Source organism: Micrococcus sp. GbtcB5, assembly GCF_019091605.1.
In the GTDB taxonomy this organism is placed as follows: domain Bacteria; phylum Actinomycetota; class Actinomycetes; order Actinomycetales; family Micrococcaceae; genus Micrococcus; species Micrococcus luteus.
The window spans coordinates 36913-52652 of sequence record NZ_JAGXJK010000011.1 but is presented as its reverse complement, the minus strand read 5'-3'; the positions used below and the strand labels follow the sequence as shown (position 1 = coordinate 52652).

14 protein-coding genes are annotated in these 15740 nt (G+C 72.8%); 4 read left to right on the top strand and 10 right to left on the bottom strand.

Going from position 1 to position 15740, the window contains the following annotated elements; translation table 11 throughout:
• Positions 1–41 precede the first annotated feature (41 nt).
• Entirely contained in the window at positions 42–1478 is a 1437-nt protein-coding gene (gene radA / locus KVS67_RS05665) for a DNA repair protein RadA (RefSeq protein ID WP_036384198.1), read from the top strand.
• Between the two features lie 13 nt (positions 1479–1491).
• Here radA and KVS67_RS05660 read toward each other — a convergent pair whose 3' ends face one another.
• Positions 1492–2355 (bottom strand): hypothetical protein, encoded by an 864-nt coding sequence (locus KVS67_RS05660; protein ID WP_036339123.1) that lies wholly within the window; start codon positions 2353–2355, stop codon positions 1492–1494.
• Positions 2356–2396: 41 nt separating this feature from the next.
• Here KVS67_RS05660 and KVS67_RS05655 point away from each other — a divergent pair, with 41 nt between their 5' ends.
• The gene (locus KVS67_RS05655) at positions 2397–3329 is read left to right on the top strand and encodes an A/G-specific adenine glycosylase (RefSeq protein WP_169577770.1); all 933 of its coding nucleotides are present in this window, start codon (positions 2397–2399) and stop codon (positions 3327–3329) included.
• 37 nt (positions 3330–3366) lie between these two features.
• Here the strand turns inward: KVS67_RS05655 and KVS67_RS05650 are convergent, their stop codons facing one another.
• The 7 genes from KVS67_RS05650 to KVS67_RS05620 form a co-directional block, all read right to left on the bottom strand.
• Positions 3367–3882, bottom strand: coding sequence for an amino-acid N-acetyltransferase (locus tag KVS67_RS05650; protein WP_036314832.1), 516 nt, complete (start codon positions 3880–3882; stop codon positions 3367–3369).
• 96 nt (positions 3883–3978) lie between these two features.
• On the bottom strand, positions 3979–4161 hold the full coding sequence (locus KVS67_RS05645) for an Rv0909 family putative TA system antitoxin (RefSeq protein WP_041104640.1): 183 nt from the start codon (positions 4159–4161) through the stop codon (positions 3979–3981).
• 326 nt (positions 4162–4487) lie between these two features.
• On the bottom strand, positions 4488–7043 hold the full coding sequence (locus KVS67_RS05640; protein ID WP_166437726.1) for an ATP-dependent Clp protease ATP-binding subunit: 2556 nt from the start codon (positions 7041–7043) through the stop codon (positions 4488–4490).
• A gap of 156 nt (positions 7044–7199) precedes the next feature.
• Positions 7200–7502, bottom strand: a complete 303-nt coding sequence (locus KVS67_RS05635; protein WP_036314827.1) for an Lsr2 family protein — start codon at positions 7500–7502, stop codon at positions 7200–7202.
• A 164-nt stretch (positions 7503–7666) separates the two neighbouring features.
• Positions 7667–7906: a hypothetical protein gene (locus tag KVS67_RS05630; RefSeq protein WP_036384193.1), complete on the bottom strand. Its 240-nt coding sequence runs from the start codon at positions 7904–7906 to the stop codon at positions 7667–7669.
• Position 7907: 1 nt separating this feature from the next.
• The gene (gene lysS / locus KVS67_RS05625) at positions 7908–9422 is read right to left on the bottom strand and encodes a lysine--tRNA ligase (RefSeq protein ID WP_036384191.1); all 1515 of its coding nucleotides are present in this window, start codon (positions 9420–9422) and stop codon (positions 7908–7910) included.
• A 32-nt stretch (positions 9423–9454) separates the two neighbouring features.
• Positions 9455–10444, bottom strand: a complete 990-nt coding sequence (locus KVS67_RS05620) for a D-glycerate dehydrogenase (RefSeq protein ID WP_063189122.1) — start codon at positions 10442–10444, stop codon at positions 9455–9457.
• Between the two features lie 165 nt (positions 10445–10609).
• Between KVS67_RS05620 and KVS67_RS05615 the strand changes: the two genes are divergently transcribed.
• Both KVS67_RS05615 and KVS67_RS14020 read left to right on the top strand, forming a co-directional pair.
• Positions 10610–12478, top strand: coding sequence for an MDR family MFS transporter (locus tag KVS67_RS05615; protein WP_069941094.1), 1869 nt, complete (start codon positions 10610–10612; stop codon positions 12476–12478).
• Positions 12471–12980: a MarR family winged helix-turn-helix transcriptional regulator gene (locus tag KVS67_RS14020; RefSeq protein ID WP_036380863.1), complete on the top strand. Its 510-nt coding sequence runs from the start codon at positions 12471–12473 to the stop codon at positions 12978–12980. The genes KVS67_RS05615 and KVS67_RS14020 overlap by 8 nt, the downstream gene beginning before the upstream one ends.
• Positions 12981–13020: 40 nt before the next feature.
• Here KVS67_RS14020 and KVS67_RS05605 read toward each other — a convergent pair whose 3' ends face one another.
• The gene (locus KVS67_RS05605; protein ID WP_036380860.1) at positions 13021–15084 is read right to left on the bottom strand and encodes a M13 family metallopeptidase; all 2064 of its coding nucleotides are present in this window, start codon (positions 15082–15084) and stop codon (positions 13021–13023) included.
• Between the two features lie 149 nt (positions 15085–15233).
• The gene (locus tag KVS67_RS05600; RefSeq protein WP_166437727.1) at positions 15234–15716 is read right to left on the bottom strand and encodes an SRPBCC family protein; all 483 of its coding nucleotides are present in this window, start codon (positions 15714–15716) and stop codon (positions 15234–15236) included.
• Positions 15717–15740 lie beyond the last annotated feature (24 nt).

Below are 15740 nucleotides of genomic sequence, written 5' to 3'. Positions count from 1 at the left end.
GGGCCGGTTAACACGTCCGCCCCGGATCCTAGAGTGGGCGCATGGCCACCAAGACCGCCCCGAAGCGCGCCCCCGGATACCGCTGCACCGAGTGCGGCTGGACCACCGTGAAGTGGGTCGGACGCTGCGGGGAGTGCCAGTCGTGGGGCACGGTCGAGGAGATCGGCCTGACGTCCACCACCGGCCGCACGCGCGCGGCCACGGTCGCGGAGGTCGCGCCGCGCATCGCGGACGTGGACGCCACGCTGGCCTCGTTCCGCTCCACGGGGGTGCGCGAGCTGGACCGCGTGCTCGGCGGCGGCCTCGTGCCGGGCGCGGTGATCCTGCTGGCCGGCGAGCCGGGCATCGGCAAGTCCACGCTGCTGCTGGACGTGGCCGCCCAGACGGCGCGCGGCGCGGGCGGCGGCGGTCCGCGCTCGGTGCTGTACCTGACGGGTGAGGAGTCGGCGGCGCAGGTGCGCTCCCGGGCAGACCGGATCGGGGCGATCGCGGACACCCTGCGTCTGACGGCGGAGACGGACCTGGGCCGGGCGCTGGGGCAGATCGAGCGGACGGACCCGGAGCTGGTGGTCGTGGACTCCGTGCAGACCCTGCAGTCCACCGAGGTGGACGGGATCGCCGGGGGCGTCAGCCAGGTGCGCGAGGTGGCGGCCAGCCTCATCCGCACGGCCAAGGAGAAGGGGATCACCACGGTCCTGGTGGGCCACGTGACGAAGGACGGGACCATCGCGGGTCCGCGGCTGCTCGAGCACCTCGTGGACGTGGTCTGCCAGTTCGAGGGGGACCGCCACTCACGGCTGCGCCTGGTGCGTGCGGTGAAGAACCGCTTCGGGCCCACGGACGAGGTCGGCTGCTTCGACCTGCGGGAGGACGGCATCGAGTCCCTGGACGACCCCTCCGGCCTGTTCCTCTCGGGCGTCTCGGAGCCGGTCGAGGGCACATGCGTGACGGTGACGCTCGAGGGCCGGCGCCCGCTCGTGGCCGAGGTGCAGTCCCTGCTCACCCCGTCCGCCGGCGGCAGCCCGCGCCGCACCGTCTCCGGCGTGGACGCGGCGCGCGTGAACATGCTCCTGGCCGTGCTCCAGCGCCGGGCCCGTTTCGCCCTCGCCCAGGACGACTGCTACGTGGCCACCGTGGGCGGCGTGCGACTCTCGGAGCCCGCCTCGGACCTGGCCGTGGCCGTCGCCGTGGCCTCGGCGAAGCTCTCGGCCCCCGTCCCGCAGGGGATGATCGCGGTCGGTGAGCTCGGGCTGGCCGGGGAGGTGCGCCCCGTGCCCGGCATCGGGCGACGGGTGCGTGAGGCCGCCCGCCTGGGCTTCACCCGCGCCCTGGTCCCCCGCTCCCCCGAGCCGCTCGGGGACGTCCCGGCGGGCTTCACGGTGGCGGAGGTCGGCTCAATCGGCGAGGCCCTCGCCACGATCCCCACGTGGACCGGCGGCGGCCCGGCCGCGCGTCCGGAGGTCGGCCCCGGCCGCTGACGACGCGCCCGGCTCAGCGGGACGGCGACGGCGACGGGTCGGTGGTCGTGGCCGGTGCCGCGGACGGCGAAGCCGACGCCGATGCTGAGGCGGACGCCGAGGCTGAGGCCGACGCCGGAGCTGAGGCGGACGCCGACGGGGAGGCGCTGCCGCTCGAGGAGGGGGTGGCCGAGGAGGGGGTGGCCGAGGAGCCGCCGTCCTGGGCCCCCGGGGCGAGCTCCTCGAGGATCTTCAGCGCGACGGGGCGGGAGGTGACGTCGCCGAGGCTGACCGTCAGCAGATGGGGTCCGGGCTCCGCGAGAGCGCCGAGTCGGCCGCAGTCCTGGCTCGAGGCACGGCCGGACCAGCGGTACACGGCGGTGAGCTCCTCGTGCGGGTACAGCACCCGCTGGGCCTCCGCGGGGTCCGCCTGGCAGATGCGGGTGGAGAAGACGTCGTCGCCCTCGGCCGTGCGGATCCTGAACTCCTGTCGGGCCGTGCCCACATCCGTGCGGCACGGGGTCGAGGAGAGGTTCGTGATGCCCAGGCGCAGCTCGGCCTCCTCGCCCCGCTGGTACTCGGACCGGTCCGCGGAGGCGGTGATCCGCAGGTCCGAGGGCTGGCACTCGGCCGCGTCCTCGAGGGCCACGGTGGGCGAGGCGGAGCCGGACTCGGCGTCCGTCGCCGGGGCGGGCGACGGGGAGTGCACCGGCGTCGGGGCGGCGGAGGGGTCGGCGTCCTCGGAGGAGAAGGCGCCGATCCCGGCGCGGACGAGCGCCACGACGGCCCACCCCACCAGGAGCAGGAGCACGAGGGCGAGCAGGGCGGCCACGAGCCGCCGGCGGCGGTAGACGGCGGGGGACGGCTTCGACCCGGGGGAAGTCGGACGAGACGGCATGCGATCCAGGGTAGGCGGCGGCGCACCCTACAGTGGACGCCATGCCCGCGCCCGCCCCCCTCGTCCCGCCCACGGTGGACGTGCCGCGCCTGCACGACGCGGTGCTGGGCTGGTTCGCCGTCCACGCCCGGGACCTTCCCTGGCGCAGCCCGGACTGCTCCCCGTGGGGCGTGCTCGTCTCGGAGATCATGCTCCAGCAGACACCGGTCGTGAGGGTGCTGCCCCGCTGGCGGGAGTGGCTGGAGCGCTGGCCCACCCCCGCGGACCTGGCCGTCGCCCCCACCGCAGACGTGCTCACGGCCTGGGACCGGCTCGGCTACCCGCGCCGGGCCCTGCGCCTCCAGGAGGCCGCCCGGGCCGTCGTCGAGCGCCACGACGGCCGGGTGCCGGCCGACCCCGCCGCCCTGCGCGCCCTGCCCGGCATCGGCGAGTACACGGCCGCGGCGGTCGCGAGCTTCGCGTTCGGCATCCCCGAGACCGTCGTGGACACCAACGTGCGCCGGGTGATCGCGCGCGCGGTCGCGGGTGAGGCCCTGCCCGGCAGGTCGCTGACCCGCGCCGAGATGCGCCGCGCCCAGGACCTGATGCCCGAGGACCCTGCCCGCGCCAACGCGTGGAACGCGGCCGTCATGGAGCTCGGGGCCCTCGTCTGCACGGCCCGCTCCCCCGCCTGCGACCGCTGCCCCCTGGCGGAGACGTGCGCGTGGGTCGCGGCGGGCTCCCCGCCGCCGGCGGAGGTGTCGCGCGGCCAGGCCTGGGCCGGCACGGACCGTCAGGTGCGCGGGGCCGTGATGGCCGCCGTCCGCGAGCACGGGCGCGTGGCCGAGGCGGAGGTGCCCGCCGTCGTCGTGACCGGGGGGCGGCTCGGGTCGCACCGCCCCGACGACGCGCAGTGGGCGCGCTGCGTGGCTGGGCTCGTGTCGGACGGGCTGCTGGCCCGGGACGACGACGGCGGCCTCACCTTCCCGGCCTGACCTCGCCGGGGTACGGGGCGGCCCGCGGTGCGGCGGCTCAGAGGCGGCGGATCATCCGCGTGTTGCCGAGCGTGTTCGGCTTGACCCGGGCGAGGTCCAGGAACTCGGCGACGCCCTCGTCCGTGGAGCGCAGCAGTTCCGCATAGACCTCCGGGTCCACGGCGGACTGGTCCGCCATCACCTCGAAACCGTGCCGGCGGAAGAACTCGACCTCGAAGGTCAGGCAGAAGACCCGCTCGACGCCCACGGCCCGCGCACGGTCCAGCAGCTCCTCGATGAGCAGGTGCCCGACGCCGGCCCCCCGGTGGGCCTCCGAGACGGCGAGGGTGCGGACCTCGGCGATGTCCTGCCACATCACGTGGAGGGCGCCGAAGCCGGCCAGGGTCCCGTCCGCCTCCTCGGCGACCACGAACTCCTGGATGGCCTCGTAGTAGGCCACAGCCTCCTTCTGGAGCAGCACGCGCTCCCGCGCCAGTGGCTCCACGAGCGCCTGGATGACCGGGACGTCCTGGGTCCGCGCCGAGCGGAGGGTGAGGGGGCGGTCGGCAGGCATGGGGTCCAGTCTAGGCACGGACATCCCGACCCCGGAGAGACGGGAGCCCCCGTCCCGGCGGACCGGGCGGGGGCTCCCGCGGCGTCGACGGCAGGCTCAGGCCTGCTGCTCGCCCTCGTCCCCGGACAGGAACTTCTCCTGCGCGCCGTCGACACCCTTGTTCACGGTGTCGCCGTGCTCGCCGAGCTTGTCGCCGTGCTGCTCCTGAGCGTTGTCCACGGCCTCGTCGATCTTGTCCGAGTGCTGGTTTGCGAGGTTGTTCAGGTCACCGATACCCATGGGCGGCCTCCTTCTTCTCGGGGCTGTTCCGCGGCCGTCCCGGCGAGCGCCGGGTCGAGGCGGAGACAGGACCACCGTCGAGCGGTCACAGACCACAGTGGCACCGATCCCGCCGCGAGGGAACCCCTCTCGCGCCTGCGGGGAGGCGGGCCGGTTCAGCGGTCCTTCGCGAGGCCGTCCTTGATGCCGGCGGCGGTGTCGCGGACCTCGGCCCCGGCGTCCCCGCGGGGGCACGACGACGGCCCGCCGCCTCCTCCCGAGGGGGAGGGGCGACGGGCCGTGGCCACCGGACGCGCGGTCCGGCGTCGTGGGTCAGGCCCCGCGGGTCACGCGGAGCGGTCGGCGTCCACCGGATCGCCGGCACCGGGCTCGAGCTCGGCCAGGTCCGCACCCTCCAGGGCCTCCCGGCCGCCGGAGAACGTGAACGTCAGCTCGGCGCCCTCCCCCTCGCCCGTGGTGTCCACGGTGATGAGGGAGCCGGCCGGGATCTCACCGAAGAGGATCTTCTCCGAGAGCTGGTCCTCCACCATCTGCTGGATGGTGCGGCGCAGCGGGCGGGCGCCCATGGCCGGATCGTAGCCGCGGTCCGCGAGCAGTTCCTTGGCGGACTGGGTGAGCTCGATGGACAGGTCCTGCTCCGCCAGGCGCTTGCCGAGGCGGGAGACGAACAGGTCCACGATCTCCACGATCTCGTGCTTCTGCAGCTGCGGGAACACGATCACGTCGTCCACACGGTTGAGGAACTCGGGGCGGAAGTGCTGGCGCAGCTCCTCCTTGACCTTGCCCTTCATCCGCTCGTACCCGGTGGTGGTGTCCGTGGCCGACTGGAAGCCGGTCATGACGCCCTTGGAGATGTCCCGGGTGCCGAGGTTCGTGGTCATGATGATCACGGTGTTCTTGAAGTCCACCACACGGCCCTGCGAGTCGGTCAGGCGACCGTCCTCGAGGATCTGCAGCAGGGAGTTGAACAGGTCCTGATGGGCCTTCTCCACCTCGTCGAACAGCACCACGGAGAACGGACGGCGGCGGACCTTCTCGGTGAGCTGGCCGCCCTCCTCGTAGCCCACGTAGCCGGGAGGGGCGCCGAACAGACGCGAGACGGTGTGCTTCTCCTGGAACTCGGACATGTCCAGCGTGATGAGCGCGTCCTCGTCCCCGAAGAGGAACTCCGCGAGGGACTTGGCCAGCTCCGTCTTGCCGACGCCGGTGGGGCCGGCGAAGATGAACGACCCCGAGGGGCGGTTCGGGTCCTTCAGGCCCGCGCGGGTGCGGCGGATGGCGCGGGACAGGGACTTGATGGCCTCGTCCTGGCCGATCACGCGGCGGTGGAGCTCGTCCTCCATGTTGCGCAGGCGGTCCGTCTCCTCCTCGGTGAGCTTGAACACCGGGATGCCGGTGGACTTGGAGAGCACCTCGGCGATGAGGTCCTCGTCCACCGTGGCGACGTCGGCGTCCGCGCCGGTGCGCCACGCCTGCTCCTTCTCGCGGCGCTCGTCCCCGAGCTGCTGCTCCTGGTCCCGCAGGCGGGCGGCGCCCTCGAAGTCCTGGCCGTCGATGGCGGCCTCCTTCTGGGTGCGCACCTCCGCGATCCGGGACTCGTAGGCCTTGATCTCCGGCGGCACGGTCATGCGACGGATGCGCAGACGCGCGCCGGCCTCGTCGATCAGGTCGATGGCCTTGTCCGGCAGGTGCCGGTCGGAGACGTAGCGGTCCGCCAGGCCGGCGGCGGCCTTGAGCGCGCCGTCGGTGATGGAGACCTTGTGGTGCGCCTCGTAGCGGTCCCGCAGGCCGCGCAGGATCTCCGTGGCGTCCTCGACGGACGGCTCGGCGACCTGGATCGGCTGGAAGCGGCGCTCGAGCGCGGCGTCCTTCTCGATGTGCTTGCGGTACTCGTCCAGCGTGGTGGCGCCGATGGTCTGCAGCTCACCGCGGGCCAGCATCGGCTTGAGGATGCTGGCGGCGTCGATCGCGCCCTCGGCCGCACCCGCCCCGACGAGGGTGTGGATCTCGTCGATGAACAGGATGATGTCCCCGCGCGTGCGGATCTCCTTGAGCACCTTCTTCAGGCGCTCCTCGAAGTCGCCGCGGTAGCGGGAGCCGGCCACGAGGGAGCCGAGGTCCAGCGAGTAGAGCTGCTTGTCCCTGAGCGTCTCCGGGACGTCGCCGCGGTCGATCGCCTGGGCCAGGCCCTCGACGACGGCGGTCTTGCCGACGCCGGGCTCGCCGATGAGCACGGGGTTGTTCTTGGTGCGGCGGGAGAGCACCTGCATGACGCGCTCCATCTCGCCCGCACGCCCGATGACGGGATCCAGCTTGCCGTCGTGCGCGGCCGCGGTGAGGTTGCGTCCGAACTGGTCCAGCACCACGGAGCCGGCGTTCTGGCCGGCCTCGCCGCCCTGGCCCACCCCGGCGCCGGCGGTCTCCTTGCCACCCTGGGCGCCGCCCTGGTAGCCGGAGAGCAGCTGGATGACCGTCTGACGGACGCGGTTCAGGTCCGCGCCGAGCTGCACGAGCACCTGGGCGGCCACGCCCTCGCCCTCGCGGATCAGGCCGAGCAGGATGTGCTCGGTGCCGATGTAGTTGTGGCCGAGCTGCAGCGCCTCGCGCAGGGACAGCTCGAGCACCTTCTTGGCGCGCGGCGTGAAGGGGATGTGGCCGGGCGGGTTCTGCTGGCCCTGGCCGATGTCCTCCTGCACCTTCTCTCGCACGGCGCCCAGGGAGATGTCCATGGACTCCAGTGCCTTGGCTGCGACGCCCTCACCCTCGTGGATCAGACCGAGCAGGATGTGCTCGGTACCGATGTAGCTGTGGTTGAGCATGCGCGCCTCTTCCTGGGCGAGCACGACCACCCGCCGGGCGCGGTCGGTGAATCTCTCGAACATGGGCACACTCCTTGCGTACGGTCGTGGTCGACACTACGCACCCGGACCGCATGCCGCGCGGCTGTTCGCCAGCGGGAGAAGCGGCCCGGCCGTCGTCGGGAGGGGCCGGAACGAGCCCCGGGGACGCCGATTCCTCGACGCACCCGGGCGGGGCGCTCACTTGCGCTTCGCGTTGCGGTAGGCCTCCACCACGTCGCGGTGCAGACGGCCCCGGCTCGAGACCTCGTAGCCGTTCTCGGCCGCCCACTTGCGGATCTGGGCGGCCTCGACCTTGGGCGACGGCGGCGCCACGGCGCGGCCCTTCTTCATGTAGGGCTTCAGGAACTCACGGAGTTCCGCGGCGTGCTCCTTCGACAGGTCGATCTCGTAATTGCGACCGTCCAATGCGAAGTTCACGGTCTCATCTGCAGGCGAACCGTCAAGATCATCCACGAGGACCACTTCTACCTTCTGTGCCAACGGTGATTCCCACTTTCTTCTCTCGTGCGCGTGTCCCTGGGTTCCGGTCTTCGCTCTCGGGGTTCTTTCCCGCGTGCTCACGATTCCGGCCGTGCACTTGTGGTGATTCAAGAATACCGCAACAAAGCCGGGCAGAAGGATTCTTCAACGCCGGGGAAGGAATCTCACCGGGCGCGGTCCTCCGGATCAGCCCCCGGCCCTCCCTCGGCTCGGCGTCGGGCCGCCCACTCACGGGCCTCGGCCTCCTCGCGGGCCGCCCGCGCGTCCGCGCCCGAGAGCCGGCGGGCCTGACTCTCGCGCTCGCCCGTGTCCGAACGCAGCAGGGAGCGCATCACCAGCCAGAAGATGAGCCCGAGGCCGATCGAGGGGGCGAGGACGGAGAAGTAGTCCCAGAAGTCGGCCATGTCAGGCCTCCGGCTTGAGCAGCGGGAAGAGGATGGTCTCGCGGATGCCGGCGTCCGTGAACAGCATCACCAGGCGGTCGATGCCCAGGCCGATGCCGCCCATGGGCGGGGCGCCGTACTCGAGGGCGCGCAGGAAGTCCTCGTCCAGCTGCATCGCCTCGTCGTCGCCGGCGGCCGCCATCGCCGACTGGGCGGTCAGGCGCTCGCGCTGGATGACGGGGTCGATCAGCTCGGAGAACGCGGTGCCGCGCTCCATGCCGCCGATGATCAGGTCCCAGGCCTCGATGACCCGGTCGTCCGAGCGGTGCGGGCGCGCGAGCGGCTGGGCGGCCGGCGGGTAGTCGTACACGAACGTGGGGTTCATCAGGGTGGGCTCCACGATCTCGCCGAACAGCTCGATCACGAGCTTCTCCGCGTCCCACGCGGGGTCCACCTTGACCTCGTGCTCCGCGGCGATCGCCCGCAGCGTCTCGGCGTCCGTCTCCGGGGTGATCTCGCGGCCCACGGCCTCGGACAGCCCCGGGTACACGGCGACCCAGGCCCACTCGCCGTCGAGGTCGATGACGCCCTTCGCGGTCTCGAGCCGACGCCCGGCGCCCACCGCGTCCGCGGCGTTGAGGATGATCTCCTGCATGCGCTCGGCCATGACGTGCATGTCCGCCCACGCCTCATAGGACTCGAGGGTGGTGAACTCGGGCGAGTGGGTCGAGTCCACGCCCTCGTTGCGGAACACGCGGCCGATCTCGAACACGCGGTCGATGCCGCCGACGACGGCGCGCTTGAGGTACAGCTCGGTGGCGATGCGCAGGGTCATCGGCTGGTCGAACGCGTTGAGGTGCGTCTCGAAGGGACGCGCGAGGGCGCCGCCGTGGACGAGCTGGAGCATCGGGGTCTCCACCTCCACGTAGCCGTGGCCCTCGAGGGTGCGCCGCACCGCCGAGGTGACCTTGGCGCGGGTGTAGACCATGCGGCGGGCCTCCTCGCGCACGATCAGGTCCGCGTAGCGCTGGCGGACGCGGGTCTCCTCGTTCAGGTCCGCGTGCAGCACGGGCAGGGGGCGCAGCGCCTTGGAGGCCATCTCCCACGCCGAGGCCATGATGGACAGCTCGCCGCGGCGCGAGACGATCACCTCGCCGGTGACGGAGAGGAAGTCGCCCAGGTCCACGACCTTCTTCCACTCGGCCAGGGACTCCTCACCGACGGCGGCCAGGGACACCATGACCTGGAGGCGGACGGCCTCCCCGTCCGCGCCGGACTCCTGCAGGGTGGCGAAGCAGAGCTTGCCGGTGTTGCGGAGGAAGACGACGCGCCCGGTCACCGACACGGTCTCGCCCGAGGTCCAGTCGGGCTCGTGGCCGTCGAACCGCTCACGCACCTCGGCCAGCGCGTGGGTGCGCGGCACCTGCACGGGGTAGGCCTCGCGGCCCGAGGCGAGCAGCTGCTCACGCTTGGCGGCGCGGACGGCCTGCTGATCGTGGTGGTCGACGGCGGCGGAGGCGGAGTTCTGGGTGGTCACGGTCCCCGAGTCTACCGACGGCGCCCCGCCGGTCAGCCGCGCACCTCGGGGTTGACGAGGGCCGGGGCCTCCGCGCCCGTGGCCATGGCGATCGCGTTGCGCGCGGCCAGCTCGGCCATCGCGGCGCGGGTGTCCCGGGTGGCGGAGCCCAGGTGCGGCAGGAGCATCACGTTCTCCAGCTCGGCCAGGCCCGGGGCGAGGGCGGGCTCGTCCTCGTAGACGTCCAGACCGGCGCCGAAGAGCCGCCCCTCGCGCAGGGCCGTGACGAGGGCCGCCTCGTCCACCACGGGGCCGCGGGCCGTGTTGACGAGGACGGCGTCGTCCTTCATCTTCGCGATCACGTCCGCATCCACGAGGTGGTGGGTATCGTCCGTCAGGGGCACGTGGAGGGACAGGACGTCCGCGGCCTCGACGAGCTCCTCCCAGCGGACCTGACGGACGCGGCCGGCGAGGTCGCCGAGCTCCGCGGCCGCGACCTCCCGGTGCGCGGGCGGCCGCGGCGCGAACACGACGTCCATGCCGAAGGCGAGCGCACGCTCGGCCACCGCCTTGCCGATCCGCCCGAAACCGGCCAGGCCCAGGGTCGCGCCGCGCACGTCCCGGCCCACGAGCAGGTCCGGCGCCCAGCCGTGGAACCGCCCCTCGCGCACCATCCGCTCACCCTCGGGGGCGCGGCGGGTCACACCGAGGATCAGGAGCATCGCGATGTCCGCGGTGGCGTCCGTGAGCACGTCCGGGGTGTTGCCGACGGCGATCCCCCGCCGCGTCGCGGCGGCCACGTCCACGTTGTTGTAGCCGACCGCGTAGTTGGCGATGCCCCTGATCCGCGCGTCGGCGAGCACGTCGGCGGTGAACTTCTGGTCCAGGGCCGCGACGACGACGTCGTAGTCCCCCGAGGCCACCAGCCGCGCGAGCGCGGCGTCCCCTCCGACGTCGGCGCCGTCCACCACCTCTCCGGCCTCGCGCAGCATCCCGAGCCCGGGCTCAGGGAGGCGGGTCATGAGCAGGAAACGGGGGGTCACGGCGGGGCCTCACTCTCGGATCGGGGGGAGGACGCGGCGTCGTCCGGCGTGACCAGGCTAACCGCGGACGGCGGGTGCGGCCCGGGCCGACGCCCCTTATGATTGACTCTCGTCAATCATTGACTTATGTCAATCACCGCGCCGCCCCTCCCGCCGAAGGACCCCATGACCCCAACCTCCCCCGCCCCCGAGGCCGTCGCGCCGGCCGGCGCCCCCTCGCTCGAGCGCGCCGCCGCCGACGCCGCGCGCCACCGCTCCGTGCTCCAGGCCCTGACCGGCCTCCTGCTGGGCATGTTCGTCTCGATGATCGCCAACACGGTGGTCTCGACCTCGATGCCGGTGATCATCCACGACATCGGCGGCGACCAGACCGCCTACACCTGGGTCATCACCTCGGCCCTGCTCGCCACGGCCATCGCCACCCCGATCTGGGGCAAGCTGGCCGACCTCGTCAACCGCAAGGTCCTCTTCCAGGTCGCCCTGGCGATCTTCGTCGCCGCCTCCGCGGCGGCCGGGTTCACCCACGATCCGACCTTCCTGATCGTCTGCCGCACCGTGCAGGGCCTGGGCGGCGGCGGCCTCGTCGCGCTCAGCCAGGTGATCATGGCGGACATCATCAGCCCGCGTGAGCGCGGCCGCTACATGGGCCTGTTCGGCGCCGTGATGGCCGTGGCCACGGTGGGCGGCCCGCTCGCCGGCGGCGTGATCACCGACCTGTGGGGCTGGCGCTGGAACTTCTTCGTGGCGGTGCCCTTCGCCGTCGTCGCCCTGGTGATGGTGCAGCGCACCCTCCACCTCCCGCACCGCGAGCGCCAGAAGGTGTCCATCGACTACCTCGGCATCGTGTTCCTGACCGCGGCCACCGCGCTGCTGCTGATCTGGGTCACCAGCGCCGGTCGCGACTTCGACTGGGCCAGCACCACCACCGCGTGGATGCTCGGCGGCGCCGCCGTCGCCACCGTCCTGTTCGTCGTGACCGAGCTGCGCGTCGCCGAGCCGCTCATCCCGCTCACCCTCTTCCGCGACCGCACCTTCACCCTCGCGACGATCGCCTCGATCGCCACGGGCCTGGCCATGTTCGGCTCCTCCGTCTACCTGGCCCAGTACATGCAGCTGGCCCGCGGCGCGACGCCGACCCAGGCCGGCCTCATGACCATCCCGATGATCCTCGGCCTGCTCGTGTCCTCCACGGTGATCGGCGGCCTCATCACCCGCACCGGCGTGTGGAAGCGCTGGCTCGTGATCGGCGCCGTCCTGCTGATCGCCGGCACCGCCCTGCTCGGCACCCTGCACTACGACACCTCCTTCTGGCTGGTGTCCCTCTACATGTTCCTGCTCGGCGCCGGCGTCGGCATGACCATGCAGAACCTCGTGCTCGTGGTGCAGAACACCACCGACCCGCGGCAGATGGGCGTCGCCAGCTCCGGCGTCACCTTCTTCCGCACCCTGGGCGGCAGCATCGGTGTCGCCGTGATGGGCGCCGTGGTCTCCAACGTGGTCCCGGACCGCATCGAGGAGCGCCGCGCGGACCTCGCCGCGGCCCTGCGCAGCCTGGGCCCGGACGCCGCCGAGTGGTCCGAGAGCCTGCAGTCCAGCACCCTGCCACGCGTGGCAGAGATGCCCGACTCGCTGCGGGTGATCTTCGAGGACGTCTACGCGCAGGGCATCGCCCTCGCCTTCCTCGTGGCCGTGCCGCTCGCGATCGTCGCGTTGATCGCGATCCTGTTCCTGCCGAACCTCCCACTGGGCCGCATGACCACCTCCGAGCGCCTCCACGCCACCCGCGCCGACCTGGCCACCCATGCCACGGCCGAGGCCATGCAGACGCTGCCCGCGACCGGCCCGATCCCCGTGGTGACCGCGGCGCAGGGGCAGCATCCGGCCGAGGACCCGGAGGAGTCCCGGTCGGTGTCGGCCGAGCGCCCGGCGACGGCGGTGGCCGACCGGCCCGTCGTCCCCGCGGCGCTGGCCGTGGCAGGGACGGCCCTGCTGGCGGCCGTCGTCACCGCGCTGGTCCGGGCCCGCCGTGGCTGACGGCGCCCCGGACCCGGGCGGAGGCGGCGACGACGCGGGCTTCGAGGCCGCCGTCCAGGGGCTCGAGCAGGCGTTCTCGCGTCTGGTCCTGCAGCACCGCCAGGTGATGGTCCGCTACGCGGCGGCCCTCAGCCCGGCCCTGTCCGTCGGGGCGATGAAGGCGTTCATGATGCTGGCCAACGAGGGGACCATGACGCCCTCGGCCGTGGCCGAGGGCCTGCTGGTGGACCGCGCGCAGGTCTCCCGCATGGTCCGCGACCTCGAGGCCGCCGGGCTGATCACCCGAGAGCCGGACCCGCGGGACCGCCGCTCCGCCCTCCTGAGCGCCAGCCCCGAGGGGCTCGCCCGCCTCGACGCGGTGCGCGGCGGCCCGGCGGGTCGCGGGCTGCGCGACGACCTGGCGCGCTGGGACCGCGAGGACATCCGGACGCTGACGCGCCTGCTGGACCGGCTGGCCGCCGAGCGTCAGACCCGGATGCAGGACCCCGCCGAATCCGAGTGAGCCGCCGGCCGGACCCGCGGGGCCCGGCCGGCGGGCGGGATCACCAGATGGTGACGCGCTCCTCCGGGGCCAGCCACATGGGATCCCCCTCGCGCGTGCCGAACGCCTCGTGGAAGGCGTCGAGGTTCTTGACCACCTGGTTGCAGCGGAACTCGTTGGGCGAGTGCGGGTCCGAGGCGATGCGGGTGACCATGGCCTCCGGTCGCGTGAGCTGACGCCACACGGTGGCCCAGGCGGTGAAGAACTCGCGGTCCCCCGCCGCGGCGTCGAGGGAGGCGCCGTCGCCCTCGTCCCGCCAGATCTCCAAGGCGCGGTGGGCGATGCCCAGGCCGCCGAGGTCGCCGATGTTCTCCCCCAGGGTGAACTCGCCGTTGACGCGGTGGTCCGGGGCCTCGGCCGGGGAGAGCGCGTTGTACTGGGCCACCAGCCGGGAGGTGCGCTCGGTGAACGCCGCGCGGTCCTCCTCGGTCCACCAGTCCTCGAGCCGACCGGCGCCGTCGTACCGCGAGCCCTGGTCGTCGAAGCCGTGGCCGATCTCGTGGCCGATCACGGCGCCGATCGCCCCCAGGTTCGCGGCCATCGAGGCCTCGGGGTCGAAGAACGGGGGCTGCAAAATGGCGGCCGGGAAGACGATCGCGTTCTCGAGCGGGGAGTAGTACGCGTTCACCGTCTGCGGCGTGATGTGCCACTCCTCCGGGTCCGGCCCGTCCGCGATCTTGCGCAGGTCCCGCTCCCACTCGAGCTCCGAGGAGGAGCGGGCGTTGCCCAGCAGGTCGCCGGCGTGGACCTCGAGGGCGGAGTAGTCCAGCCACTTCGAGGGGTAGCCCACCATGGGGCGGAACATCGCCAGCTTCTCGAGCGCCCGCTGACGGGTCTCCTCGCCCATCCACTCGAGCTCCTCGATGGACCGGCGATAGGCCTCCTGGAGCAGGCCCACGAGCTCGTCCATCGCGGCCACGTGGCCCTGCGGGAAATGGCGGGCCACGTAGAGCTGCGCCACGTCCTCGCCGGCCGCCCCGTTGACGAACGCGACCGCGCGCTTCCAGCGGGGGCGGACCTCCTCGGTGCCGGCCAGGCGGCGGCCGTAGAAGGAGAAGTTCTCCTGCACGAACGCGTCCGGCAGGAAGCCGGCGAAGGAGCGCAGCACCTGCAGGATCAGCCAGTGACGCCAGTCCTCGAGGTCGGCGGCCTCGGGTCCCTCGAGCAGCCCCTGCACACCGGAGAGGAAGTCCGGCTGCCACACCACGACCTCCGCGGCGCGCTCGCCGGCGGCGTCCACGCCCTCGAGCCACGCGTCGGCCAGGGGGAAGAGCTCCGTCAGCCGGTCGTGGGTCATGGGGTTGTAGCGGGCCACGGCGTCCCGGCTGCGGACCAGGTCCCAGTGCAGGGCGGCGATGCGCTTCTCCAGCTCCACCACCCGGACGCCCAGCGCGGCGGCCTCGTCCCGGTCCGCGCCGATCCCGGCCAGCGCCAGCAGACGGCCGGTGTGCTCGGTGTACTGCTCGAGGATCTCGGCGTAGGCCTCGTCCCGGTAGTAGGACTCGTCCGGCAGGCCCAGGCCGCCCTGGAGCAGGTGCAGGAGCATGCGGTCCGGGTTCCCGGCGTCGTTGAGGGCGCCGGTGTTGATGAGGCCGGAGACGCCCTGGCGCTGCAGTCGCCCGGACAGGGCGAGCAGCTCCGCGGGGGTGGACACGGTGGCCACCGCCGCCAGGTCCGAGGCGATCGGCTCGAGGCCGCGGGCCTCCACGGTCTCGTCGTCCATGAACGAGGCGTACAGCGCGGCGATCCGGCGCTTGAGCTCCGGATGCTCCGTGCCCTCCGCGTCCTCCTCGTCCAGCGGGGCGAGCGGGACGTCCCGGTGCGCGCCGGCCGCGGCCGTGGCCTGCACGCGCGCCTGGGCGGGGTCGAAGCCCGTGCCGACCTCGCGCACGGCGTCCTCGCACAGGTGCCGGACGGCGAGCTCGGCCGCGTCCCGCAGCTCGAGGAACGCGCCGTAGGCGCCCTGGTCCGCGGGGATCTCATGGGTGTCCAGCCACCCGGCGTTGACGTGGCGGTACAGGTCCTCGCGCGGCGACGGGACTTCGGGCTCGGCGGTGGCGGTCACGGCGGATCCTCCTGGACGTGGGGGTGGACGGTCTCGCACGGCACTCTAGCCGTGACACCGGACACGACGACGGGCACCGCACCCTGGCCGGGTGCGTGCCCGTCGTCGAGGGGACGGCCAGCCCGGAGGCCGCCGTCGGGAGGCGGGGGTCAGCCGACCTCGGCGGCCAGCTTCGCGAGCGACTCCTCCATCTGCTCCTCGGACACCATCGGGAAGAGGTTCTTCGCCAGCAGCTCCGGGTCGGTCACGTCGGTCCAGTCGTAGGTGAGGGACACGTCCGTGCTGCCCGAGCCGTTGTCCTCGAGCCGGTAGACCCACTGCCAGCCCTTGGGCTCGGTGCCGGCGGGGGCGGTCTTCCAGCCGACCAGCTTGTTCGGGTCGTAGGCGACCACGTGGTTGTCCGTCTGATAGTCGCCACCCATGTGCTCCGCGTGCATGTTCATGGTGAACACGTCGCCGACCTTCTGGATGCGCTGGGTCTTGTCGTCCGACTGCACCATGCCCGAGCCGTCGAACTTCGCGTGGTTCGCGGGCAGGGTCAGGAAGTCGAACACGTCCTTGGCGGACGCGTCGATGGTCCGGGTGACGGTCTGCTGGGTCTCGCCGTGGGCGGTCTTGTTCATCTCGGTCATGGGATCAACCTAGGCACGGGGCCG

What these genes read in the sequence shown, in the direction of transcription:
- radA (WP_036384198.1), top strand. Translation starts at nt 42, where the DNA reads ATGGCCACCAAGACCGCCCCGAAGCGCGCCCCCGGATACCGCTGCACC.
- KVS67_RS05660 (WP_036339123.1), bottom strand. Translation starts at nt 2,355, where the DNA reads ATGCCGTCTCGTCCGACTTCCCCCGGGTCGAAGCCGTCCCCCGCCGTC.
- KVS67_RS05655 (WP_169577770.1), top strand. Translation starts at nt 2,397, where the DNA reads ATGCCCGCGCCCGCCCCCCTCGTCCCGCCCACGGTGGACGTGCCGCGC.
- KVS67_RS05650 (WP_036314832.1), bottom strand. Translation starts at nt 3,882, where the DNA reads ATGCCTGCCGACCGCCCCCTCACCCTCCGCTCGGCGCGGACCCAGGAC.
- KVS67_RS05645 (WP_041104640.1), bottom strand. Translation starts at nt 4,161, where the DNA reads ATGGGTATCGGTGACCTGAACAACCTCGCAAACCAGCACTCGGACAAG.
- KVS67_RS05640 (WP_166437726.1), bottom strand. Translation starts at nt 7,043, where the DNA reads ATGTTCGAGAGATTCACCGACCGCGCCCGGCGGGTGGTCGTGCTCGCC.
- KVS67_RS05630 (WP_036384193.1), bottom strand. Translation starts at nt 7,906, where the DNA reads ATGGCCGACTTCTGGGACTACTTCTCCGTCCTCGCCCCCTCGATCGGC.
- KVS67_RS05615 (WP_069941094.1), top strand. Translation starts at nt 10,610, where the DNA reads ATGACCCCAACCTCCCCCGCCCCCGAGGCCGTCGCGCCGGCCGGCGCC.
- KVS67_RS05600 (WP_166437727.1), bottom strand. Translation starts at nt 15,716, where the DNA reads ATGACCGAGATGAACAAGACCGCCCACGGCGAGACCCAGCAGACCGTC.